This is a genomic window from Thermosynechococcus sp. PP555 (assembly GCF_031583225.1).
GTDB lineage: Bacteria > Cyanobacteriota > Cyanobacteriia > Thermosynechococcales > Thermosynechococcaceae > Thermosynechococcus.
In genome coordinates, this window is record NZ_CP134168.1 from 1,033,883 (window position 1) to 1,055,330 (window position 21,448).

General features: G+C 52.8%; 20 protein-coding genes, 2 pseudogenes and 1 CRISPR repeat array (1 of these 23 only partly in view). Of the genes and pseudogenes, 12 read left to right on the plus strand and 10 right to left on the minus strand.

What is annotated here, in order from left to right; all coding sequences use genetic code 11:
• Both mreC and mreD read left to right on the plus strand, forming a co-directional pair.
• Positions 1-765, plus strand: a complete 765-nt coding sequence (gene mreC, locus RHH27_RS04875; RefSeq protein WP_302676619.1) for a rod shape-determining protein MreC — start codon at positions 1-3, stop codon at positions 763-765.
• A complete protein-coding gene (gene mreD, locus RHH27_RS04880; RefSeq protein ID WP_302676618.1) occupies positions 731-1,258 on the plus strand; it encodes a rod shape-determining protein MreD in 528 nt (175 codons plus the stop codon). The genes mreC and mreD overlap by 35 nt, the downstream gene beginning before the upstream one ends.
• Before the next feature lie 45 nt (positions 1,259-1,303).
• Here mreD and RHH27_RS13370 read toward each other — a convergent pair.
• Together RHH27_RS13370 and RHH27_RS04885 are read right to left on the minus strand one after the other, a co-directional pair.
• Positions 1,304-1,474 (minus strand): annotated as a pseudogene (locus tag RHH27_RS13370) (hypothetical protein); the annotation flags it as partial.
• Between the two features lie 247 nt (positions 1,475-1,721).
• Positions 1,722-2,400: pseudogene (locus RHH27_RS04885) on the minus strand (IS630 transposase-related protein).
• 549 nt (positions 2,401-2,949) lie between these two features.
• Here RHH27_RS04885 and RHH27_RS04890 point away from each other — a divergent pair.
• The gene (locus tag RHH27_RS04890; protein ID WP_206201314.1) at positions 2,950-3,303 is read left to right on the plus strand and encodes a hypothetical protein; all 354 of its coding nucleotides are present in this window, start codon (positions 2,950-2,952) and stop codon (positions 3,301-3,303) included.
• Here RHH27_RS04890 and RHH27_RS04895 read toward each other — a convergent pair.
• The 5 genes from RHH27_RS04895 to RHH27_RS04915 all read right to left on the minus strand — a co-directional run bounded on the left by RHH27_RS04895 (position 3,300) and on the right by RHH27_RS04915 (position 8,497).
• Positions 3,300-3,572, minus strand: a complete 273-nt coding sequence (locus RHH27_RS04895; protein ID WP_149817855.1) for a DUF3143 domain-containing protein — start codon at positions 3,570-3,572, stop codon at positions 3,300-3,302. The two genes, RHH27_RS04890 and RHH27_RS04895, sit on opposite strands and share 4 nt — an antisense overlap.
• Positions 3,569-4,042, minus strand: coding sequence for a J domain-containing protein (locus RHH27_RS04900; protein ID WP_206201315.1), 474 nt, complete (start codon positions 4,040-4,042; stop codon positions 3,569-3,571). The genes RHH27_RS04895 and RHH27_RS04900 overlap by 4 nt, the downstream gene beginning before the upstream one ends.
• Before the next feature lie 8 nt (positions 4,043-4,050).
• Entirely contained in the window at positions 4,051-5,271 is a 1,221-nt protein-coding gene (locus RHH27_RS04905; protein ID WP_206201316.1) for a type II secretion system F family protein, read from the minus strand.
• Between the two features lie 36 nt (positions 5,272-5,307).
• Entirely contained in the window at positions 5,308-6,405 is a 1,098-nt protein-coding gene (locus RHH27_RS04910; RefSeq protein WP_206201317.1) for a type IV pilus twitching motility protein PilT, read from the minus strand.
• A 67-nt stretch (positions 6,406-6,472) separates the two neighbouring features.
• Positions 6,473-8,497 carry a GspE/PulE family protein gene (locus tag RHH27_RS04915; RefSeq protein WP_302679001.1) on the minus strand — a complete coding sequence of 675 codons (2,025 nt, stop codon included), beginning with the start codon at positions 8,495-8,497 and terminating at the stop codon, positions 6,473-6,475.
• 261 nt (positions 8,498-8,758) lie between these two features.
• Between RHH27_RS04915 and RHH27_RS04920 the strand changes: the two genes are divergently transcribed.
• Genes RHH27_RS04920 through RHH27_RS04930 form a run of 3 tightly spaced genes read left to right on the plus strand, consistent with a single transcriptional unit; the run spans position 8,759 to position 10,692 of the window.
• A complete protein-coding gene (locus tag RHH27_RS04920; RefSeq protein WP_206201319.1) occupies positions 8,759-8,971 on the plus strand; it encodes a hypothetical protein in 213 nt (70 codons plus the stop codon).
• Entirely contained in the window at positions 8,972-9,169 is a 198-nt protein-coding gene (locus RHH27_RS04925; protein WP_206201320.1) for a lipopolysaccharide assembly protein LapA domain-containing protein, read from the plus strand. It begins immediately after the preceding gene.
• Positions 9,166-10,692, plus strand: coding sequence for a right-handed parallel beta-helix repeat-containing protein (locus RHH27_RS04930; RefSeq protein ID WP_310745010.1), 1,527 nt, complete (start codon positions 9,166-9,168; stop codon positions 10,690-10,692). Before RHH27_RS04925 ends, RHH27_RS04930 begins: the two co-directional genes overlap by 4 nt.
• Here the strand turns inward: RHH27_RS04930 and RHH27_RS04935 are convergent.
• Positions 10,689-11,651: an SPOR domain-containing protein gene (locus RHH27_RS04935; protein WP_302679003.1), complete on the minus strand. Its 963-nt coding sequence runs from the start codon at positions 11,649-11,651 to the stop codon at positions 10,689-10,691. The two genes, RHH27_RS04930 and RHH27_RS04935, sit on opposite strands and share 4 nt — an antisense overlap.
• A gap of 90 nt (positions 11,652-11,741) precedes the next feature.
• Here RHH27_RS04935 and RHH27_RS04940 point away from each other — a divergent pair, with 90 nt between their 5' ends.
• Positions 11,742-12,698: a glycosyltransferase family 2 protein gene (locus RHH27_RS04940; protein ID WP_302679004.1), complete on the plus strand. Its 957-nt coding sequence runs from the start codon at positions 11,742-11,744 to the stop codon at positions 12,696-12,698.
• On the opposite strand, the gene leuD is transcribed toward RHH27_RS04940, so the two are convergent.
• Together leuD and RHH27_RS04950 are read right to left on the minus strand one after the other, a co-directional pair.
• Positions 12,691-13,281 carry a 3-isopropylmalate dehydratase small subunit gene (gene leuD, locus RHH27_RS04945; protein ID WP_302679005.1) on the minus strand — a complete coding sequence of 197 codons (591 nt, stop codon included), beginning with the start codon at positions 13,279-13,281 and terminating at the stop codon, positions 12,691-12,693. The two genes, RHH27_RS04940 and leuD, sit on opposite strands and share 8 nt — an antisense overlap.
• Positions 13,282-13,290: 9 nt before the next feature.
• Positions 13,291-14,343, minus strand: coding sequence for an adenosine deaminase (locus RHH27_RS04950; RefSeq protein WP_149817839.1), 1,053 nt, complete (start codon positions 14,341-14,343; stop codon positions 13,291-13,293).
• Positions 14,344-14,554: 211 nt separating this feature from the next.
• Between RHH27_RS04950 and RHH27_RS04955 the strand changes: the two genes are divergently transcribed.
• Genes RHH27_RS04955 through cas2 form a run of 5 tightly spaced genes read left to right on the plus strand, consistent with a single transcriptional unit; the run spans position 14,555 to position 19,528 of the window.
• A complete protein-coding gene (locus RHH27_RS04955) occupies positions 14,555-16,309 on the plus strand; it encodes an RDD family protein (protein ID WP_302679006.1) in 1,755 nt (584 codons plus the stop codon).
• A gap of 12 nt (positions 16,310-16,321) precedes the next feature.
• Complete coding sequence (locus RHH27_RS04960) at positions 16,322-16,933, plus strand: hypothetical protein (protein ID WP_302679007.1); 612 nt, start codon at positions 16,322-16,324, stop codon at positions 16,931-16,933.
• A 20-nt stretch (positions 16,934-16,953) separates the two neighbouring features.
• On the plus strand, positions 16,954-17,526 hold the full coding sequence (locus tag RHH27_RS04965) for a Uma2 family endonuclease (RefSeq protein ID WP_149817833.1): 573 nt from the start codon (positions 16,954-16,956) through the stop codon (positions 17,524-17,526).
• 46 nt (positions 17,527-17,572) lie between these two features.
• On the plus strand, positions 17,573-19,231 hold the full coding sequence (locus RHH27_RS04970) for a type I-MYXAN CRISPR-associated endonuclease Cas4/Cas1 (protein ID WP_302676608.1): 1,659 nt from the start codon (positions 17,573-17,575) through the stop codon (positions 19,229-19,231).
• Positions 19,232-19,234: 3 nt separating this feature from the next.
• On the plus strand, positions 19,235-19,528 hold the full coding sequence (cas2, locus tag RHH27_RS04975; protein ID WP_149817829.1) for a CRISPR-associated endonuclease Cas2: 294 nt from the start codon (positions 19,235-19,237) through the stop codon (positions 19,526-19,528).
• A gap of 252 nt (positions 19,529-19,780) precedes the next feature.
• A CRISPR array of direct repeats spans positions 19,781-21,448; the repeat unit is 36 nt; unit sequence GTGCCTCTACCTTTGATGCCGTAAGGCGTTGAGCAC (it continues 1,577 nt past the right edge of the window).

Genomic DNA, 21,448 nt, shown 5'->3' on the forward strand with positions numbered 1-21,448 from the left:
ATGGCTTTTCTGCTGCGCTGGTGGGGACGATATGCAGGTGGCTTAGTCCTTGTTGCTTTGGTACTCACAAGTGCTTGGATTTTGCGTGAGACCAATGGGGCAGCGATTCGTGAACTGTACCGCCTTCTTAGTTTGCCCTTTCAAGGCACAGTGGACGATCAGCAAGCCTTGATTCAAGCCCGTACGTGGCAACTGGAGCAGCAACTGGCCGCCGTCCAAGCGGAAAACCAGCGGTTGCGGCAAATGCTGAATGCACCGATGCTGGCCAATTTCAATGGCCGCGTTGTGCCGGTGATTGGTCGCAGTTCCGATCAGTGGTGGCGATCGCTCCTCTTGGGGGAAGGCAGTCGTCAGGGTCTCACCATCGGTTCAGTCGTGGTGGGCAACGGTGGCCTTGTCGGGCGCATTACCAGCATTACCCCCAATACCAGTCGGGTGATGTTGCTCACGGATCCCGCCAGTCGAGTGGGGGTTGTGGTGGGTCGGACGCGGCAGATGGGGATTCTGCGGGGACAACTCAACCAGCAGGTGATTGTCGAGTTTTTAGAGAAAGACCCGAAGGTACAGCCCAAGGATGTCCTCTATACCTCAGCCTTGAGTAGTCTCTATCCAGCGGGCATTCCCATTGGTGAGGTGCAATCGGTAGAACTGAGCGATCCCACCCGCCCCCATGCCACTGTTATTCTGGGCGCACCGATTGATCGCCTTGAGTGGGTCACCGTCATTCCCTATGCTGAACCGACAGACACGTTTACGCCGAACTAGCCTCAACTGGTTGATTATTATTAGCTCTGTGGGACTCTGTGCCCTGCTGAGCTTTATTCACTTACCCAACCTGCATCTATTGGTGCCCGACTGGTTTTTAATCTGGGTGGTGGTGTGGAGTGTCAAGCGATCGTGGTGGCAAGGGGTACTGGCGGGTATTGCCCTTGGCTGGATTCAAGATGGCTTGGTCAGTGCTCATCCTAGCCACGCAGTCAGCTTAGCTTTGGTGGGAGGGCTGACCGCCCTGATGCAAAAGCAGCGCTTTGTTTCTGAGGATTTTATTTCGGTTGCTTTGATTACCTTTGCAATGGCCATTCTTCAGCAAACGGTCATGGCAATGCAAATGAGCCTTGGCAGTGGCTTTCCCCTCGAGGAGATTTGGCAGCACCATCGGCAAGTCGCGCTTAGTTCAGCCATTATGAGTAGTCTTTGGGCACCCTTGCTCTATGCCCCCCTGAATCGCTGGTGGACGTGGTTGCGACAGCAGGAGTAGAGAGCGCAACAATAAACCCGCCTCATGCCCAACTTGCGGCAGCCACTACTCAATCGCTGCTTGCACTTCACCCATAAAGCCGAATGCCCATTCGATGCCCCTGTTTGAGCTTGCCCACCTTTTTGAAGTTCGCCTCAGATGCGCCAGACATTTCTGTTGCCCTTTCACCTCATCACCGTTGTACACGCTGAAGTCATCCGAGACGAGTACCCCTGCAAATCCCTCACTTAATAGGGTCTCTAACTCTGCTCGTAGACGGCTGCCCGCCGCGTGGAATCAGCAAAATCCCCAGTCTCCGAGTGCTTCTACCGTTGGCTTCACGCTTTCTGCTGCTCTGGCATTCGTCTGTTGCAGTATCCCCACTCGGACAGTCGGCGTTCTGAGCGTTTATGAAGGTCACTGAATGGTGGTTTTGATGAAATTCAACTGAAGTTGTATAGCTATTCCAATAAGGAATGAGATATCATCCAGCACAATACTTGCGAATCACCTCATCAATCGAACTGTTTGACCCTGCATACATCCGCGCTCGCTTCAGCGCACTAAAGTCGTGCTCAATCACATTCAAATCAGGAGAGTATTTCGGTAAAAATAACACCTCGTGACCCGCCGCTTTCACCACTGCCTGAATCGCCCCTTTTGGATGAATCGGTGTCTTTCTGGTATCTATACCGTCCTGCGACTCAACTCTCTCTTTTCTGACGCTTCCCCGCTCGCTCTCCATCAATTCGTTGGCCTCGCGCTGACCACCCATACTCACACTCCACTCGAGAGTCAAACCCCCTCTCATCGATAGACACCACCGTTTCCTCCCCATGGCTCTCTACCCATGTGTCAATACGCTTGTCGCTCTGCCTCACACCGTTCTTGGTAACGCATCTGTTTTTTTTGCGGGTGATGCTCATCTGGGCGAGGGCATAACTAATGGTGGAAACTTGGACGCCAAATCGCTGGGCACGGTCGATTAAACGATCATCGGAATGGGTAGCAACATCCGCTGCTAAGGCCGCCCAATCCAGCTTCCAAGGACGACGGGGGACAACCGTGGGCGCTAAGTCCTCTCGCTTCAGCCAGCGATGGATAGTGGCGCGGCTCACCTGAAAGATTTGAGTTGCTTCACTGATTTTGCCACCTTGCTTGATATAGGAGACAACCCGCTCTCGTCAGTCCAAGCTATAGCTCATATTCTTGAGTAACATTCATGACGCTTTGAGTATAGCCTATCCCTCTTGAAAATATCTCACTCCCTTTCGAAATAGCTATATTAGTCGCGCCCGATTTTCGGTGCTAGCTCAATATATCCAGCAACAATCTGAGATTGAGTGACTGCTCCCTCCGGTCGCCCGCCGCCTCACCACTACCTAACTGCTTTGCGGTATAGACGGAGCACTGCGGCGAATTTTGGTAGATTTATATTTCTTAATACTTATAATTTCTTAACGTAAATTTACAATATTCCCAAGTGCCGATAACGTCATGGTTTCCGTGATCTAAATCACATCTAAAAGCCCTTTTACGTGGAATTACGCATGATCCCCAAGTTGCGAAGTTCATAGAATAATAACGTACAGTAAATCAATCCTTAACGAGCAGCTATATCCCCTGTTGATCCCCCACAAAATTTGCCCATGGGTGGAAGTGGACAGCGGGAAATTAATAGATGCTGACATAAGTAATTGGGGGAACACAACATGACAAAATTATTGCCCGTTACTGCCTACACAATTCGCCGTCTGTTGCGGCAATACCAAGGGCAGCTCAAATCCGTGGTGGTGGAAGGGGCTTGCTTAGTCGCTGATCCCGAAGCAGACTTGAATGCGGTGCTCGAGAGCCTTTATTTAGATGAGGAAGAAGTCTGCACCCAAGTGGCTGAAATTGAGAAGCTGATGATGACCCATCAACTCCTGTTGAAAGCAGGGGCAAAAGAGCAAGCAGCAGCCATCGAAGATCAAATCCTCTGGATTTTTGGCCTGAAGCGGATCAAGAATCAAGCCACCCAAGAAGCAGCCCCTGCAATGCCGATTATGATGGCCGTGGGCATTTAAGGCCCCGCAAAAATGGCTTCCTCCACCTCGGCACGGGGGCAGGAGTACTTAAAAGAGCGCTGAATCACACTGCCCTCAAGGCGATCGTGATAGACCACCTGTAGCTCCTCAATATCCAAGCAAATCCGAGCTGACCACTGGGGATACTCTAACTCCCAACAGTGGATATCCGTTTCGTCCCGCACACAGCCCTTTTGCTGTAGCCATGCTTCAATTTGCGGCAGGGCATGGTTGTAGAGGGGGGTTTGGGGATTAGGCAGAGTGTTCATCCAAGTTCTGAGATGCGACTGACAATTTGCAAGATCCATTCTTGCCCCTGTTGGGACAAACCGACAATTACCGCCAGAACCAGACAGCCGACAAACGTGACCCCCAAGATAAACAGAGCAAATAGCTCCCCCGGCGAGAGGGGGCGATCGTCGGGTGGCACGGCAGTAGAGCGAACAGACCCCTGAGAGCGAGAAGAGGCACCTATCCCCATCGTGCCTGACTGTTTTGACTGTGCCCGCAGGCGTAATTGCAAGTCATACCACTGCCGCTGCTCTGGATTGGTCAGCACTGCATAGGCCTCATTGAGGCGATGAAACTCCTCACGAGCGATCGCCACCGGCAACGTCGTCGTATCAGGATGGTAGAGCTTACTCTTTTCTCGATAGGCACGGCGAATCTCCGCCAACGAGGCCGTGGGTGCCACCTCGAGAATGTCGTAGTGGGTTCGCGACGGGGACAGATGTGCCATGGCAAGGCTTACTTGACCAGATCGAAGATCTTGAACATGGGCAGGTACATCGCCACCAGAATTGACCCTACCATACCCCCTAGCACCGCAATCATCAAGGGTTCCATCACACTTGTTAGGGACTTCACCGCCTGTTCCACTTCATCTTCATAGAAGTCGGCCACCTTCATCAGCATCTTATCCAGTTCCCCTGTCTCTTCGCCCACGTTAATCATCTGGGTCGCCAGCACTGGAAAGACCCGTTCCTGTTGCAGGGCAAGGCTGAGCATTCCTCCCTTCTGCACTTCCTGTGCCGCTCGGTCAATGGCATTGGAGATCACTTGGTTCCCCGCTGTGGCACTGACAATTTCAAGGGAACGCAAAATCGGTACCCCTGAACGGGACAGCGAACCAAATGTGCGGCAGAACCGTGCCACCGCTGTTTTTTCCACCAAATCACCAAAGAGGGGTAGCTTCAACAGCAAGCCATCAATCATCAGCCGGCCAGCCGGAGTCTTGTAATAAAAGCGAATCCCCAATACCAAGCCCACCACACAGATAATCAACAATGCCATATACTGCGGCGTGCGCAGGAATTCACTAAGCGCCACCATCATGGCGGTAAAGGGCGGCAATTCCCCCCCCAACTGTTTGAAAATACCCTCAAACACAGGGATCAGGAAAATCACCATCCCCAAGAAGATGCCCACCGCCAGCAGGCCCACCACCACGGGATAGGTCAGGGCGGACTTGATTTGGTTATTGAGGCGGGCTTGATCCTCCAGTAACTTCGAGAGACGGTTGAGCACCTCATCGAGCACCCCCCCCGTTTCCCCCGCTTGGATCATAGCCACAAACAGGTTATCAAAGGCCTCAGGATGGGGACGCATGGCATCAGCAAGGCTGCTCCCCTGTTGAATGTCATTGTTGACGGCCATGAGGATTTTTTTTAATTTCGGGTTGGTGCATTGATCTGCCAAAACACCAATCCCACGCACCAAGGCCACACCTGCATTCACCAGTGCCGCAAACTGCCGCGCAAAGATCGCTCGATCTTTCACCGTAATTTTGGAGAGGAAAGTGAGGTCGAGGTCGGACTTGAGGGTGAGTTTTTTGGCCTCCTTGACCTCTAGAACCTGTACCCCTTGCAATTGCAAAGCCATGCGTGCTTCCCGTGGTGTCGAAGCTCGCTCGCGGACGGTCTTGTATTTGCCTTGGGCATCCCGGATCCGCACTTCATAGGTTGCCATGACTCAATACCCCTTCTTTTTATCAATAATTGCTAACTAGCGTGCTGCTGCCGCAGGTGTACCCGTACCAATCAGACGTTGCAACTCGTCCTGACGCGAGGACTTGGCCATTGCTGCTTCATAGGTGATGATGCCCGCACGATAATAATCGGCCAAGACTTTTTCAAGGGTCTGCATCCCCAGCTTGCCGCCCGTTTGAATTGCCGAATAAATCTGCGAGGTTTTGCCTTCGCGAATCAGGTTGGAGATAGCAGGGGTCACCACCATAATTTCTTGCGCCATAATCCGCCCAAATTCACCGGGCTTGGGATTTTTCTTAGGAACCAGCGTTTGGCTAAAGACCGCCACTAACGAGTTGGACAACTGGACGCGAATTTGCTGCTGCTGCTCTGGCGGGAACACATCCACCATACGGTCAACGGTTTGGGCAGCTGAACTGGTGTGCAAGGTACCAAAGACCAAGTGACCGGTTTCTGCCGCTGAGATGGCAAGCTGAATTGTTTCCAAGTCCCGCATCTCACCCACAAGGATAATATCGGGGTCTTCCCGCAGCGCTGCCCGCAGAGCATTGGCAAAGCTCTTGGTATCTTCCCCCACCTGCCGTTGGTGGATCAGGCTCTTGATGGGTTCATAGACAAACTCAATGGGGTCTTCAATCGTCAGGATATGCTCAGCGCGGGTTTTGTTGATCAAGTCAATCATCGCCGCCAAGGTTGTGGTTTTCCCTGATCCTGTCGGCCCAGTCACCAGAATCAAGCCCCGTGGCCGCTCACTCATTTCGCGGACAACATTGGGCAATCCCAACTGCTCAAACGTGGGAATTTTGGAACTGAGTGCTCGCAAGCAAGCAGCATAGGTTCCCCGGTCTTTATACACATTGACGCGGAACCGGGCGAGGCCACGTACACCATAGGAGCAGTCCAACTCCCAGTTTTGCTCTAGGTGCTTGCGTTGGGTATTGTTGAGCATGCTGAAAATCAGGCGCTGGCATTGCTCTGGGGTGAGGGGTTCGTAGTCGGTCGGGGTTAATTTGCCGCTAATGCGAATGTAGGGGGGTAAGCCAGCGGAGATATGCAAATCGGAGCCACCATTGGCCACCACTTGCTCCATTAGGTCTTCAATCATTAGCTCCATAGGGTGTTCCTCGTCTAAGCAGTTTGGTCAACAACACGAAAGTTCATCACTGACATTAATAATCTTGTTAATCCACAAAGCGGGGTGTCATGCAATAGGGGCATTCTAACCATTCGGGCTGCGCCTCGGCACCGCAGGTACGGCAGGTTAAAGAACTCTTACGTTTGGCCTTGAGTTCTGCCTCTAGTCCAGTGTCCGTAAAGGTGACGCGCTCCACTTCTTCGAGGGTGGTGAGTCCTTCCTTGACTAACCCCAAGCTATAGGCAAGCAGGGTTTTCATGCCCTCTTCGACGGCCGCCTCCTTGATTTGCTCGGTGGGGGCACCTTCGGTAATCAGCCGTTGCAGTCGCTCGGTGATCCGCATAATTTCGTAGACGCCGACCCGTCCTTTGTAGCCCAAACCACCACATTTACTGCAAATGGGTTGGCCAGTTGCCTTAGCCGCTTGAATTTGCTCGGGTGTCAGTTTATTGGCTTTGTAGAGGGTGAGGTTGACATCCTTGGAGGCAGACAAGCCAAAGCGCGCCAGTTCCTCACGGGTGGGTGTATAGGGAATCCGACACTCACTGCATACCCGCCGCATCAGCCGTTGGGCAACAACCCCAATGAGGGAGGCGGAAACCATAAAGGGTTCAATGCCCATTTCCGAGAGGCGGGCAATTGCACTGGGGGCATCGTTAGTGTGCAGGGTTGTCAAGACCAAGTGCCCCGTCAAAGCCGCTTCAATGGCGGTTTTTGCGGTTTCTTTGTCACGGGTTTCGCCCACCAGAATTACATCGGGGTCTTGGCGGAGAAAGGCTCGCAAAATTGAGGCAAAGTCCATGCCTTTTTCGCGAATAACCTGTACCTGCGTTAGGCCGGGGAGCGTGTATTCAATCGGGTCTTCCGCTGTACTGATGTTGACACCGGGACTATTACATTCAGCCAGCGCAGAGTAAAGCGTGGTGGTTTTCCCTGAACCAGTGGGACCTGTAACGAGGATGAGGCCAAAGGGGCGCTTGGTCATCTCCCGCACAATAGCAAGGCTCTCAGGGTCAGTAATCAGCTTGTCGAGACCGAGTTGGGTGGCGGAGTTATCGAGAATCCGCAGTACGACTTTTTCGCCCCAGCGGCTGGGGAGGGTATTCACTCGGAAGTCCACCCGTCGCCCTTGGAACATTTTGCGGATACGACCATCTTGGGGGGCACGCCGCTCAGCAATATCAAGGTCAGCCAAGATTTTGAAGCGGGAAACGACGGCTGGCACGATTTTCTTCGGCAGTGGATCAAAGGCTTGGTGAAGCACCCCATCTTTGCGGAAACGAATCCGCAGGTATTCCTCTTGAGGTTCGATGTGAATGTCGGAAACGCCTTCGGTGAGGGCTTTGGCCAAAATTTTGTTGACAAGGGCAATAATCGGCGCATCTTCTGCACCTTTCAGCGCCTCAGCAAGGTCAACCTCCTGCTCCCCTTCCAGCTCTTCGAGGCTGCCCATGGCTTCGATGTCTTCTTCGATGTTGATGTCACCGATCTCAGCCGGGGCATTTTTGCTAGCGGTGGTTTCAGCTACCTGTTTATTGAGAATCGGGTCAATGAGGCGTTGGTAATCCTCTAGGGTGATCACCATTCGCTTGAGGGTGAGGTTGTGGGCGCGGAGTAAGCGGGTGAGGTTGTCAATGGCTTGGAGGTTATCTGGATCCACCATCGCCACGAGCAGATAGGGGGGATCAGCGTCGAGGTGCTTGGCAATGGGGATGACTTGGTAGGTGCGGCAGGTGTCAATCGGTACAATCGTGTTGATCAGTTCCTCGATTTGCTCGGTGGGGAAACGATTGAGTTCGGGATCGAGGCAATCAACCCCGTAGATCACTTTGAGTTCAAAAAGCTGTTGCTTGTGGTACTGGCGTAACACATCGGGGGGCATGGTGGTGCCCGTAATCTCCTGCAACACGGTTACGAGGGACTTGCCCGTTTTGCGGGCGGTGTTCATGGCTTCCCGCACCTGATCGATACTGGCGTAACCGGAGGCAACAATGGCTCGTTCTGTGGGGCTAGCGGCTCTGCCGCGCACGGTAAGTGCTTTCCGAGAAGAAGATGACGATGTGTTGACCATAGGGCGCGTTAGGGTCTGGATGGCTTGCCTACTATAGTAGCAACAACCTTCCCAGAGATTTCATGGGTATTTTCACGGTTTATGTTTATTGACATTTTTGTTGACAATTCTTGCTATAGACGCTTTGTAACCGCGATCGCGCTCTTTTGCATAGGCTGAAAATTATTTACAATCCTGCGGCACATTAGAAACTATTAGTTATCTGTTCTCCCTGTTAGCGCGTCCTCTTGATTCCGCCATCATCCTGTGGAGGTTTGCCCTATGCGTGTCAAAGACTTGATTTTGCCTGTGCTGGTGGTTGGTTTGGTCTTTGTTGGTTTTGGCGATCGCTTTTTGCCGGCACCTTTGAGTACGGCCAGTGCCAGTACCCGCGAGCAACTGAATGACTTTCTTAAGGGCATGTTTACGGGGTTTTCTGTCTATAACCGCTACCATAAGACGGAGGAGATGATTCGCCAAGCGGAAGGGAAGTAAATGCGCCGCTTTTTGCTCTTTTTACTCTGGATGATCAGCAGCGGGGCGATCGCCCTCTTTTCGGTACAGAATGCAAAAGCGGTGTCGCTGCGATTTTTGTTTTGGCAATCCATTGAGATGCCCCTTGGCTTGCTCTTGATCTTTGTGGCTGCGATCGCCCTCTGGGTGCCCTATTTAGCCCGTCCACTGCGGCGATGAGGTGGCCACACACGCTGCTCATTCTACTTGTGATTGTTTTGTGCTTGATGGGGCAACCAAGAATTGCGGCCATTCCAGCCTCACCCCTCACCCTAGAAGTCAATCCAGCCGATCCACAAGCCAGTGATGCCGTAACCCCTTTCCGTACGATTGCTGCTGCTTTGGCGTGGGCACAGGCGCACGATCGCCCCACCGACATTTACATTCATGGCGGCATTTATCGGGAGGCATTGGGAACGATTCATCATCGGCAGATGCCCCTGCGACTGGTGGCTCAGGCGGGCGAACGCGTGATTGTGCGGGGCAGTCAACAATGGTCAGATTGGCAAGAAGTCTCCAGCACCCCTAGGTTCACCATTTACCGTCACCCTTGGACACTGGCTTGGGGCTTTTCGGGTAACCCGTGGACAAACTATGGCATTGAGTTACCCCTCGTAGCGCAGCGGGGCGAACTGGTGTGGTGGCGGGATACTCCCCTGCGGCAGCGACTTTCATTTAGGGAATTGCAGGGGGATGATTTCTACGTGGATGATACGGAGCAACAACTGTATGTGGCTCTGCCTGTGGGCATCTCACCCAGTGAATTGGAAGTAGCCGTTCACCGTGAGGCCTTACGCATCTTAGACAGTGGTTTTATCAGTTTGGTGGGCCTACGCTTTGAGCACTATGGCGGCACATTTAGCCAAGCGGTGCGCATTGAACGCAGCCATGACATTGAGGTTAAAGACTGTACTTTTTGGGGCAATAACTGGGGCGGCCTCGAAAGTCATCAGAGCGATCGCCTGCGGGTGGAACGAACACAGTTTCTGCAAAATGGCTGGCGGGGCATGGCGGGGGTTCATTTGCGGGACTTCACAGTGCAGCAGGTGCTCGTTCAAGGGAATAATTGGCGGGGGGCATGGGCAGGCTTTTACGATTGGGATGCGGGGGATAAGTACTTTCATTTGCGCCGCGCCGTCTTCGATCGCTACCGCGCGATTGAGAATCAAGCGGCCGGTCTGTGGCTTGATACTGATAATCAAAACGTTGAGATTCGGCGATCGCAATTTCTCGGCAATGCCGTTGTCGGTCTTTTCCTCGAGGCGAGCACAGGTCCAGTGACCATTGAAGATTCCTTAATTGCCTATAACTACAGCATTGCCCCGAACTATCTACAAACCCCCGGCATTTTTGGCTGGGCGGCTGCCCATGTTACCCTGCGCCACAACTGGATTTGGGAAAACCAAGGGGCACAAATTGGCGTCCGCGATCCTTCGCCTCGAACCATCACCCTACCCGAAACGGGTGAGGAAGTCACGATGACCTCTCAAGATTGGTACCTAGAGGGGAATTGGATTGGTAGCCGCCAAGAGCAACTCCTGACCACCCTCAAGGGGGAACCCTTCTTGCAAACGCTGAAATTGCAGGATAACCACTGGTGGAGTGAAGCGGCCTATCCCTTTCGCCTAGAGGGGGAAAATCTCACTTGGTCGCAGTGGCAGGAGCAATACGGCAATGCCAGCGATCGCTGGCTCATCCCCTAGAGGCGATCGCGTAACTGATTGACCATCGCTTGAGCCGAGGCCTCATCGACAAACATCCCCAGTTGAATCTTGGTTTGGTCGCCGTTGCCCACCAAAAAGGCATCGGGCACCACAGCTTGGACTTTTTCTAAGTCCGCAGGTTCCTTGTAGGGAGCCAGCACATAGTAGCGACCATTGGGCATTTTTTCCACAAAAAGCTGCGTCGTATGTTCAGGTTCAGCCGGGGTTGGGCTGGCCGTAGGGGTGGGTGAGGCACTGGTTGATGGACTCGCCGCAGGTTCCAATTGGGCAAGGGTGCTGCGATTGACATCGGGAAATTCCCGCGCAGTCATATCAGGGCCGACGGGGGGCGTGGGTGATGCTGCTGTTGGCGTTGCAGGTGATTCAGTGGCAACGGGGGCAGGTCGGCGGTTGAACCACCAGAGGGCTGCGCCACTAAAGCCGGCCAGAATGCCAACCACAATTAACCAGCGTTGCACCAGATGTTGACTATTGCTTTCACGCCGTTGGAACCAAGGCCGCTGTTGGTTTTTTCGGGCCTGCTTGAGCAGCTCGCGGGTAGAGGCAAAGGGGCGCTTTGTTCGGGTTGGCGTTTGCGGGGCAGGGGGATCGCTGGCATAGGACTGGGGCAAGAGTTCTGCTAAATCTATGGGATCAAACTCGAAAAATGGATCAGCCAGTTCTTCATTGGTGCGTTCATCGGTGGCTGCTGCTGTCTCAGGGGTGGGGGTCAAAGAATTGACAACGGGAGGAACGGTTTGGGAAGCTGTTTCTGCGGCAGCAGGGGTGACACTCGGTTCTGGGGAAGTTGCAGACTCGAGAACCGGCGGCGCTGCAAAGGGGGAATGGGCTTGTACCATGCGATGGCAGCGATATTGAGTGAGTTCTGCCTCTAAACTAAGGTTGAGGGAAGCCAAAGCCGCTTGCAAACGTTGGCGATCGACGGTGGCAGAGGTCATAGCAATCGCTCCGAAAACAGTGCCCTACAGTCCCTTCACTTAACGCACCACCCCGATGGATTATGCAGCACCCTGTGCAGGTTCCCAACAATGGCACAAGCACCCCTATTGAGCATTTGCATTCCGGCCTATAACCGTCCCCAAGGATTGGCACAAGCGGTTCGCTCAGTTGTCGCAGCCTTGCCCCCTGAGAGCCACGATCCGGTGGAAGTCATTATTATCGATGATTCTGCCACCCCCACAGCAGTAGAGGATTTACTGGCTGGATGGTCAGGCCGCTGGCACTACCAGCACAATGGGCAACGCTTAGGAATGGTGGCCAATTGGAATGCCAGTTTAGCGCAGGCCGCTGGGGAGTTTATCCTGCTGTTGCACGATGATGATTACCTGTTGCCCCAAGGGATCACAACGATTCTGGAAACCCTCATCCAATATGGTAGCCAGTTTGATGTCTTTCTCTTTGGCGTGCATTTGGTGGATTCGCATCAACGCTGTTTGCGACGGCAGATACCCCGGCAGCAAACATGGCTCTCCCCAGCTCAAGCCCTTAGGCAATTGCTGCGTCATTCCTCGTTTGTGCGATTTCCCGCCTTGATCTGGCGGCGATCGCTCCTCGACGAGGTGGGCTATTTTGATCCCGCCTACGGCGAAGCCACAGACCTCTACCAATGGCTACGCTTCTTTGCCCAGAAGGGGGTTTACACGGTTCCCCGCGCCACTGCTGCCTACACGATCCACGATCAAGCCCTGACAATGGGAATGTTTCAAGCCCAGACCTTGGCTACCCTAGGGAATATTTTTGCCGCCGCTGCGAATTTATCGATTCTCTCACCAGCGGAACTGCGGCAGTGCCAGTGTGACTTTTTTCACCAGTTTATCTTGGCGGGAACGTGGCGATTTTTGCGGCGACGGCAGTGGCAACGGGCAGAGGCAGTGTACCAGCTGTTTGATCTACCAGAGGTGATTGCATTGGGGCGATCGCGCCGCTGGCAAGGCTGGCGTTGGCTCTTTGGGGCTTGGCTTTGGCTACTGCGACGGGTTAACTAACTGCCCACCGCACATAGGGCAGCCGCGCTGCCACGTCGTGAATTTTGTCCTGATTGGCCAACAGTTGACCACAGGCATCCCATTGACCCGAAAGGAGCATTTGCCGCGTACTTTCCGCCATGGTTAAGGGAATCACTTGATCGCCTGCTGTCAAGGTCAGCGCCTGTAAGTCTAGGGTCAGTTCCGTAGTGGGCTGCTCTTCTAAGAGAGTTTGCAGTGCTTGTACCTGTTCTGGAGCTGCCGTCAGACAGGGAACCCCCATTGCCAAGCAGTTTCCGGCAAAGATCTCGGCAAAGCTTTCGCTGACAATTGCTTGAATTCCCCAACGGGCGATCGCTTGGGGGGCGTGTTCGCGACTAGAGCCACAGCCAAAATTGGCATTCACCACCAGAATCCGTGCCCCTTGGTACTGAGGCAGGTCAAAAGGGTGTTGCCCCGACTGGCGATCGTCAGCAAAAACGTGTTCCCCAAGGCCATCAAAAGTGACACAGCGGAGAAACCGTGCGGGAATAATGCGATCCGTATCGATATCGTTGCCCCGCAGAGGAAGGCCACGACCGGTAATGCGTTCAATCTTGCTCATAGGTCTATCTTACTGGATTGCGCAGCCTGCCAGTGCATTTTGGGGGGAATTGCCCTGAAGCAGGTTACTCAACAGTAGGGTCGGCGGTTGCGCATGGGGCCAAGCAAAGGCATGGCGAAAAGCGGCTTCCTGACAGGCTTGTAACTCCTTGAAGTTGAGGATGTCGTGGGTGAGCAAGTTTTCGTACTCAAAGGGCAGCCGCACGTTGTGCAGACCCGCGTTGTCAGTACAGATGGCCACGTCCACCCCCGCTTCAAAACAGCGTTCAAAGACGAGGCGTAATTGCGCGTAGCTCTCAAGGGTACCCGTTTGAAAATAGGTGGTGGGGCACACTTCGAGGCATTGACCGGCTGCTGCCACTTCCTTGAGCAGCTCTGGATAGCGCAGGGGAATTTGAATGCCATGACCAATGCGTTGCAGGTAGGGTAGCAATTCGGGATAGCAGCCATTCACCGTTTCGTAGAGGTGGCCAGTGGTTTTAAGACCGCGATCGCGGGCATAGGCATAGAGTTCAATAAATTCCGCCATGCGATCGCCATAGACGCTATCGCCCCCGGCCAAGTCAATGCCACAGACAAACTGCGGAAAACTCGCCGCCAGATCAACAATGGCACGGTTCACCGCATAGGGTAGCCGCGTGTGCATACAGAGAATTTGGCTCGTGACAATCGGGTATTCTGGTACTTGGCAAGCCAGACCCACCGTTTTAACAATGTCGGCCATCTGCTCAATGCGATCGCTCTGGGATCGCTGCGGATCCGTGCGCAGATAGGGGGTATAGCGCAGCTCTAGATAGGCCAAGTTTTCAAAAATATAGGCGCCGCGAATCAAGCGAAAGATGAAATAGGGCAAAGTTTGCGGCGTTTGCACACTCTCCACTAGGGTGTGGAGTTCGAGGTATTCTTCAAGGGATTGGCGGGGGCGCGTATAAAAGGTTTCAAATTCCTCATAGTCAGGAAAGCGATCTGCAAGGGCGCGATCGTTCCGCTGAAAATACCGCCAAAGAATACGCGGTACAACTGAGCCACCCAAATGCCGATGTAGTTCTGCGTACAGTGCCATACGTGCTCCTTGAACTGGCCAAAACGCAATCAATACCTAAGCTGGCCAGAGGGGTCAATGCCCGCACCTCAGCCATCGAAAACAGAACGAAAACAGTGATGAACGAAGGATTAAATTGTTCTAATGTTAACAAATTTTACAAAGGTGGCGCAGGAACCAATGGGCGCAAACGCTAGGATCATTTCGATCTCCAATTGGTTGGGTATCGCGAATGTGGCCTTTTCGGCGGCGAGGACGGCTTCCCCATTCTCTCTCTAGCGGCAATGTAGTCACGATTGCTTTGCAGCTGTACCGTCATCAGGGCAATCGCTACTTTCTTTTGAGCCTTTTTGCCCATGCGTGGTTTTTTCTGCTCACCATTGCCGCCGTGCTGATCGTGGCCGTAGCACTGATTGTTGGGGGGATTCTTGCTGGGGCGATGGATAATGTTGCCCCCTTTCTCTGGCTCACAGGCATTAGTGTCCTCGTGGCTTTGCCCTTTTATCTCTTTGGTTGGACACGGCTAATGGCCAGTGGTGCGCTGCTTTCTCGCCGTATTTACGCTGTCCTGACGGCCCTTGAGGAATCAGAATCGGCAGCCCGCAGCTTTATTTTTCCCAAGATGCTGAATTATTTGTTGGCCACTCTGATGGTCGGTGTCATTTTGCTCTTGGTGTATGGGGTCTTGGGGGCGATCGGCTACTTAATTTATTTGGTGGCATCCCCCTTAGTGCAATTCCTCGAGCAGAATATCCAAACGGAACCCGCAAGAAGTCTCTTCTTTTTAACTTTTCTGCTCAGTATCCTGTTGCTAGTGCTCCTTGCGCTGTTGGTGATTAGCTACTTTATGGCGCGGCTCTCCCTTGTTGATGTGGTCTTAGCCCTTGAACCCGACTGTACGCCCCTCAAATCCGTTCGGCGCAGTTGGCAACTGACGCAGGGACAGGCATGGCATACCCTAACGGTATTTTTTGTTGCTTCCCTTGCAACGATTCCCGCCAATCTCCTTGGCAGTATTATCAACAGCGTGGTGATTCTTCCCGTTGCTGGCCTCTTTGTAGGGGTTTTGCTCCTGCCCCTCTGGCAAGGGATCAAGGCAGTTCTGTATTGGGATCTGCGAGTCCGCAATGAAGGAGCAGCGTTTCAAGTCCGCCCTGAAGCAGTGAATCCCCTGCGCTGGTTGCGGCGGGTCACACTACGCACACCGGAAAGCATCGAGTTGGACTTTGCCCTAGCAGGAATTGGCAGCCGCGTTTTGGCTTGGCTGATTGATCAGGTGATTCTCTACACGGCACTTGTGCTTTTTTCGCTGGCGGCAGGGTACATCTACTTCTATGCCCTTTACCCGTGGCTGATTGAGGTGCTACCCGCTAGTGGCCAAAGTATTGAGGCTTGGAGTTTGGGCATTTACCTATTGGTGATGTTTGCCTTCTACAACGGCTATTACATCTTCTTTGAAACCTACTGGCAGGGACAAACCCCCGGCAAGCGCTATGCAGAAATTCGCGTTGTTCAAGATAATGGCCGCCCCATTGGTCTGCGGGAAGCGACCCTGCGCAGTCTGCTGCAACCCATTGATTTTGCTTTTTTTGGTATAGGGGCACTCCTAGTGGCGTTATCTCGATCAGAAAAACGTTTGGGAGATAGGGTGGCGGGTACCCTTGTGATTCAAGATGAACAGGCGACGCGGTTGGCACCTAAAGCTACAACCGGTCAGCAACCACAGGCGGCTTGGGTGCAGGAGTTGCGATCGCTCGCCCATTGGGAACAGATGACTCCCGAACACTATCTCCTAGTACGCAATTACCTCAACAACCGCGATCGCCTGAGTCCTGTCGGTCGCTATCAAGTGGCTCAGGAGCTGCGCCAGCAATTAGAACCCCTGTTGCTGCCCACCTATCCCGCCCACTGGCCTGCCCTCAGTGCCGAGGACTTCCTAGAAGGTCTATACATGGCCTATCGTCAACAATACCAGTCATCCCCCTAGTGTGAGGCCGTTATGCGTTTGCTGCTGACCCTTGGTTGTAGTCTGACCCTTTTGGGCGCTTTTCCCCTGCTCATAGGTCGGGCGAGTGAAGTGACGATTCAGGCTGCTGCCCCTGTCCCCCAACGCTATCAACTACTGGGGTTATCCTTTGAAACACCCCTACAATTTTCGCCACCCACTTCTTTTGGTGAAAATGGCGTTGCTGTGGTCTATCCCGCCAATGCCGTACCGGGGGAGCACGAGTTAATGGTGAGCCTGATTAGCCTACCCAAAACAAGTGAGGTACTGGGGGAACTTTCCGATCAGGAGTTGCGCAGTTGGCTACGGTTTACCCAAGTGGGGGGTCCTCTCTCAGCAGCCCCGGGGCACATTGAGCGGCGAATTTTGGGACGGCGAGTCCGTGGTGAACTGTTTTATTATCCAACCCCCCGACCGATTCACCAAGAGTTATATTTGATGCATCTCCAAGGGGGGCAGCGGCTGGTTATTCTCTTTGAAGCCGAAGATCGGGTGCCCTTACCCGTGGTGGAGCAGGTCTTTAACCACGTGGCAGCATCATTGCAGGAATTACCCCCGCGATCGCGAGAATGGAAACGTAGTTTTGAATGGTGGAAAAACCGTTAGATCTTTGAGGGGCAATAGCTATGCACCATGCTCCCCCCGTGTATCTACCCAAAACCCTTCAGTTCACTGAAGAGCAATTCGCAGAGATTATCAAAGCCAATCCTAATCTACGGTTTGAATTAACTGCTGCGGGAGAATTGGTTGTTATGCCCCCTACAGGCGGCGAAACGGGTCGCTACAATGCCGCCCTCACGGCTGACATTAGTCTTTGGAATCGCCAAACTCAACTAGGTGAGGTCTTTGACTCCTCAACGGGATTTCGCCTGCCCAATGGCGCCATTCGCTCACCCGATGTTGCATGGATTACCAAGGAACATTGGCAGCGCCTAACCCCAGAGGAACGCCAAGGCTTTGTGCCTCTTTGCCCCGATTTTGTGATTGAACTCGCATCTGCTAGTGATGACTTGTCCCATTTAAGGGCAAAAATGCAGGAATACATGGACAATGGTTGCCGCCTTGGCTGGTTGATTGTCCCCCAGCAACAAATGGCAGAAATTTATCGCCCCCAGCAAACACCAGAGAGCGTGTCTCTGCCAACAACGCTTTCAGGAGAGGAAATTCTTCCTGACTTTTGCCTTGCATTTTCTCCCTAAGGCCAATGGATAAACCAGTGGAATCTTCGCACTGGAGATATCAATCATGGAACAGACCGTTGCCTGCGCTGAAACGGAAACACTGCGCGTTAGCTCTCTGCGTGCTTTTGCCTACTGTCGGCGGCTATTTTATCTCGAAGAAGTTGAGGAGCTTTATACCCAAAATGAATCCGTCTTTGCGGGGCGGCGGCTCCACGCTGAGCTACAAAAACTAGAACGGGAAGACTGGCAGGAATTTAATCTGGAAAGTGTAGCCCTTGGCTTACGAGGGCGGGTTGATGCACTGCGTACCTTGGAGGGGCATTTGATTCCCTACGAGCACAAAATTGGCCGTTCTTATCGCGATCGCCAGCAGCAGCCCCAAGCTTGGCACAGCGACAGGGTACAAATTCTGGCCTATGCCTGTTTACTAGAAACCGTTCTCGGCGTCACTGTCCCCGAAGGCCGCATTCACTATCACCGCGATAACATCACTGTACGGGTTCCTGTAGATGAGGCAGGCCGCCAACTGGTGCGGGACACAATCGAGCAAGCGCGTCAACTGCGTGCTTCCCTAGAACGTCCCCCTGTCTGTAGCAATGAAAAACTCTGTCTCAACTGCTCCTTGGCACCTGTTTGCCTGCCTGAAGAAGCCCGCCTCGCCCGAGATCCTGAGCATTTACCCCTGCGGTTATTTCCGCGAGATGACGAGCGTGAGATTATCCATGTCACGGCTGGCAAATCGGTAATCAGGCGAGCTGGCGAGCAGCTACGGATTGCCATTGACGATGAACCTGAGCAAAAGCTGCCCATTCAGCAGGTGGGTCAAGTTGTTATCCACAAATTTGCCCAAATTACCACCCCAGCCATTCATCTCTGTGCCTATGAGGATGTCGGTGTTCACTTCATCAGCAGTGGTGGGCGCTATATCGGCAGCATTGACAACCGCAAGGGCAGTATTCAACGGCGTATTCGTCAATATCAAGCCCTGACGAACCCAGACCAATGTTTACGTCTTGCCCAGTTACTGGTGAATTGTCGCGGACAAAGTCAGCGTCGCCTGTTACTCCGAGGACAGCGGAATCGCCAAGATGCTCTGCCTGCATTGCAAGAGACCACTACGCAAATGGATCGGCTCATTAGCAGCATCTCCCACGCCAATTCCCGAGAGGCTCTACGCGGCATTGAAGGCAATCTCGCTGCCCTGTATTTTTCGGGATTGCCCTATCTTCTAGGGGATCAAGTCCCGAAGGAGCTGCGCTTCAACGGTCGCAATCGCCGCCCCCCGAAAGATCGTTTTAATGCGCTGCTCAGTTTTGGCTATGGCATGCTGCTCAAAGACGTAATGAATGCCATTCTTACGGTTGGTCTTGAACCCGCCTTTGGCTTCTATCATCAGCCGCGTACCCAAGCACCACCCCTTGCGTTGGACTTGATGGAAATTTTCCGCGTCCCCCTTGTGGATATGGTCGTTATTGGTTCGATTAACCGTATGCAGTGGAACCTTGACCAATGCTTTGAGGTACGCCGAGATCACGTATGGCTGAGTGACTATGGCCGCCGCAAGTTCATTGAACTCTATGAAGCCCGCAAAGGTGAAACGTGGAAGCACCCAGTAACCAACTACTCGCTCACTTATCGGCGACTCTTGGAGCTGGAAGTGCGTTTGCTTGAAAAGGAATGGTGTGGGGAAGCAGGTCTATTTGGCAAACTCATTTTGCGTTGACCTATGGGTGAATCCAAAAATTGGTACCTCATCTGCTACGACATCCGCGACCCCAAGCGCTGGCGACAGGCTTATAAGCAGTTAGAGGGCTATGGTGAACGATTACAGTTCTCGATTTTTCGCTGTCGTCTCACGCCACGGGAGCGGGAAAAGCTGCGCTGGCAACTGGAAAAAATCCTCACCAAGGAAGACAGTCTCCTAATCGTAGGGTTGTGCAGCCAATGCGTTGAGCGGGTATGCGCTTGCAACCGAGCGGGGACATGGCCAATGTCGGAGCAGAACTTCAAAATCTTTTAGCATGCAAGCACCTCTGGACTCAAATATTCTCCGAACGCACTGATATTCAAATACAGCCCCTTGACTAGGTTTGAGAGTTTTTGTTAGATTTAGAGGTGCTTGAAAATCTCTGAACCTATTCCCCAGAGCGGGATCGACAACTGAATACTGACCGAGGCTAAAAATTTTACAGTCACAAAAAAACGAAGTGCCTGAGGTGCTTGAAAAGTGACTGTGCTAAGCTAGTCCTAGAGGCATTTCTAGGGCGCCGCTGTGCCTCTACCTTTGATGCCGTAAGGCGTTGAGCACATTCGAGTTTGAGGTTTGTTAGGGTCGTTAATGCAGGTGCCTCTACCTTTGATGCCGTAAGGCGTTGAGCACTTATAAACAATTGGTGGATCGTATTGATTAACGTGCCTCTACCTTTGATGCCGTAAGGCGTTGAGCACTTTTTAGAGAGAATAAACGTTTGTACCACAATGTTGTGCCTCTACCTTTGATGCCGTAAGGCGTTGAGCACGATCGTGGGATTAAGCCTGTAGCTCCTGAATTGGGTGCCTCTACCTTTGATGCCGTAAGGCGTTGAGCACGTTGCGTCTATAGAAAAGCTTGCGCTAAACTAAAGTGTGCCTCTACCTTTGATGCCGTAAGGCGTTGAGCACATTCAATGCAAAGTTCTTTACATATGGTCATTGGGCGTGCCTCTACCTTTGATGCCGTAAGGCGTTGAGCACGTTCTGACCAAAGATAAGGCGCTAGCTCGCAAGGGTGCCTCTACCTTTGATGCCGTAAGGCGTTGAGCACGGCTGATTACCTTTATCGCTCTGGAGCGAAAGTCTTGTGCCTCTACCTTTGATGCCGTAAGGCGTTGAGCACTGGCTTAGATAATTTGAGCCACTTCTCAATGGTGTGTGCCTCTACCTTTGATGCCGTAAGGCGTTGAGCACTTGCGTCATCACAATAGAGTTCAATGGTTTTGTTTGTGCCTCTACCTTTGATGCCGTAAGGCGTTGAGCACACATAAGTCAAATTTTAGATTATGCCCCACAAATGTGCCTCTACCTTTGATGCCGTAAGGCGTTGAGCACTTTCTGAAAACTGGGTAAGAAAAGAAAGCGTCTGTGTGCCTCTACCTTTGATGCCGTAAGGCGTTGAGCACTAGTTTAGTCTATAAAAGCTATCAATTTCAGAAAGATGTGCCTCTACCTTTGATGCCGTAAGGCGTTGAGCACAGAGTAGTCAGCGATAATAAGGCGCTTACCCTCTGTGCCTCTACCTTTGATGCCGTAAGGCGTTGAGCACAAGGACGCGGATTGTCTACTTACTCCGTGGCGCCTGTGCCTCTACCTTTGATGCCGTAAGGCGTTGAGCACGCGCTAACCGCACGGTTTTGGCACTTTTGCCGCTAGTGCCTCTACCTTTGATGCCGTAAGGCGTTGAGCACGGAAAGATCTGACGAATATAACATGCCTCTTCTGAAGTGCCTCTACCTTTGATGCCGTAAGGCGTTGAGCACTGCAAGACGTTTATTTACTTGTTTAGGTTCAAGACGTGCCTCTACCTTTGATGCCGTAAGGCGTTGAGCACCGTGCCAAGCGCCTAATTTGTCCTGTAGGACTGTTGTGCCTCTACCTTTGATGCCGTAAGGCGTTGAGCACGTACCAGATGCTTTTGAGCAATACATACTCAAAATGTGCCTCTACCTTTGATGCCGTAAGGCGTTGAGCACTTGTTGCTGGGTATACCACTAACTTTAATAACCCTGTGCCTCTACCTTTGATGCCGTAAGGCGTTGAGCACTTGCGGGACGACCTTGCCTTTGACGTTCTTGTTGCGGGACGGTGCCTCTACCTTTGATGCCGTAAGGCGTTGAGCACACCTCTAGAAAGCTTGGGCGGGCTTGCGATCGCAACGTGCCTCTACCTTTGATGCCGTAAGGCG

Excerpts from the sequence above, each read along its gene's own strand:
- RHH27_RS04905 (WP_206201316.1), bottom strand. The coding sequence starts at position 5,271 with ATGGCAACCTATGAAGTGCGGATCCGGGATGCCCAAGGCAAATACAAG.
- leuD (WP_302679005.1), bottom strand. The coding sequence starts at position 13,281 with ATGAGCAAGATTGAACGCATTACCGGTCGTGGCCTTCCTCTGCGGGGC.
- mreC (WP_302676619.1), top strand. The coding sequence starts at position 1 with ATGGCTTTTCTGCTGCGCTGGTGGGGACGATATGCAGGTGGCTTAGTC.
- RHH27_RS04970 (WP_302676608.1), top strand. The coding sequence starts at position 17,573 with ATGGAACAGACCGTTGCCTGCGCTGAAACGGAAACACTGCGCGTTAGC.
- RHH27_RS04915 (WP_302679001.1), bottom strand. The coding sequence starts at position 8,497 with ATGGTCAACACATCGTCATCTTCTTCTCGGAAAGCACTTACCGTGCGC.
- RHH27_RS04965 (WP_149817833.1), top strand. The coding sequence starts at position 16,954 with ATGCACCATGCTCCCCCCGTGTATCTACCCAAAACCCTTCAGTTCACT.
- RHH27_RS04895 (WP_149817855.1), bottom strand. The coding sequence starts at position 3,572 with ATGAACACTCTGCCTAATCCCCAAACCCCCCTCTACAACCATGCCCTG.
- RHH27_RS04910 (WP_206201317.1), bottom strand. The coding sequence starts at position 6,405 with ATGGAGCTAATGATTGAAGACCTAATGGAGCAAGTGGTGGCCAATGGT.
- cas2 (WP_149817829.1), top strand. The coding sequence starts at position 19,235 with ATGGGTGAATCCAAAAATTGGTACCTCATCTGCTACGACATCCGCGAC.
- RHH27_RS04955 (WP_302679006.1), top strand. The coding sequence starts at position 14,555 with ATGTGGCCTTTTCGGCGGCGAGGACGGCTTCCCCATTCTCTCTCTAGC.
- RHH27_RS04950 (WP_149817839.1), bottom strand. The coding sequence starts at position 14,343 with ATGGCACTGTACGCAGAACTACATCGGCATTTGGGTGGCTCAGTTGTA.
- RHH27_RS04960 (WP_302679007.1), top strand. The coding sequence starts at position 16,322 with ATGCGTTTGCTGCTGACCCTTGGTTGTAGTCTGACCCTTTTGGGCGCT.
- RHH27_RS04925 (WP_206201320.1), top strand. The coding sequence starts at position 8,972 with ATGCGCCGCTTTTTGCTCTTTTTACTCTGGATGATCAGCAGCGGGGCG.
- RHH27_RS04935 (WP_302679003.1), bottom strand. The coding sequence starts at position 11,651 with ATGACCTCTGCCACCGTCGATCGCCAACGTTTGCAAGCGGCTTTGGCT.
- RHH27_RS04890 (WP_206201314.1), top strand. The coding sequence starts at position 2,950 with ATGACAAAATTATTGCCCGTTACTGCCTACACAATTCGCCGTCTGTTG.
- RHH27_RS04940 (WP_302679004.1), top strand. The coding sequence starts at position 11,742 with ATGGCACAAGCACCCCTATTGAGCATTTGCATTCCGGCCTATAACCGT.
- mreD (WP_302676618.1), top strand. The coding sequence starts at position 731 with ATGCTGAACCGACAGACACGTTTACGCCGAACTAGCCTCAACTGGTTG.
- RHH27_RS04900 (WP_206201315.1), bottom strand. The coding sequence starts at position 4,042 with ATGGCACATCTGTCCCCGTCGCGAACCCACTACGACATTCTCGAGGTG.
- RHH27_RS04930 (WP_310745010.1), top strand. The coding sequence starts at position 9,166 with ATGAGGTGGCCACACACGCTGCTCATTCTACTTGTGATTGTTTTGTGC.
- RHH27_RS04920 (WP_206201319.1), top strand. The coding sequence starts at position 8,759 with ATGCGTGTCAAAGACTTGATTTTGCCTGTGCTGGTGGTTGGTTTGGTC.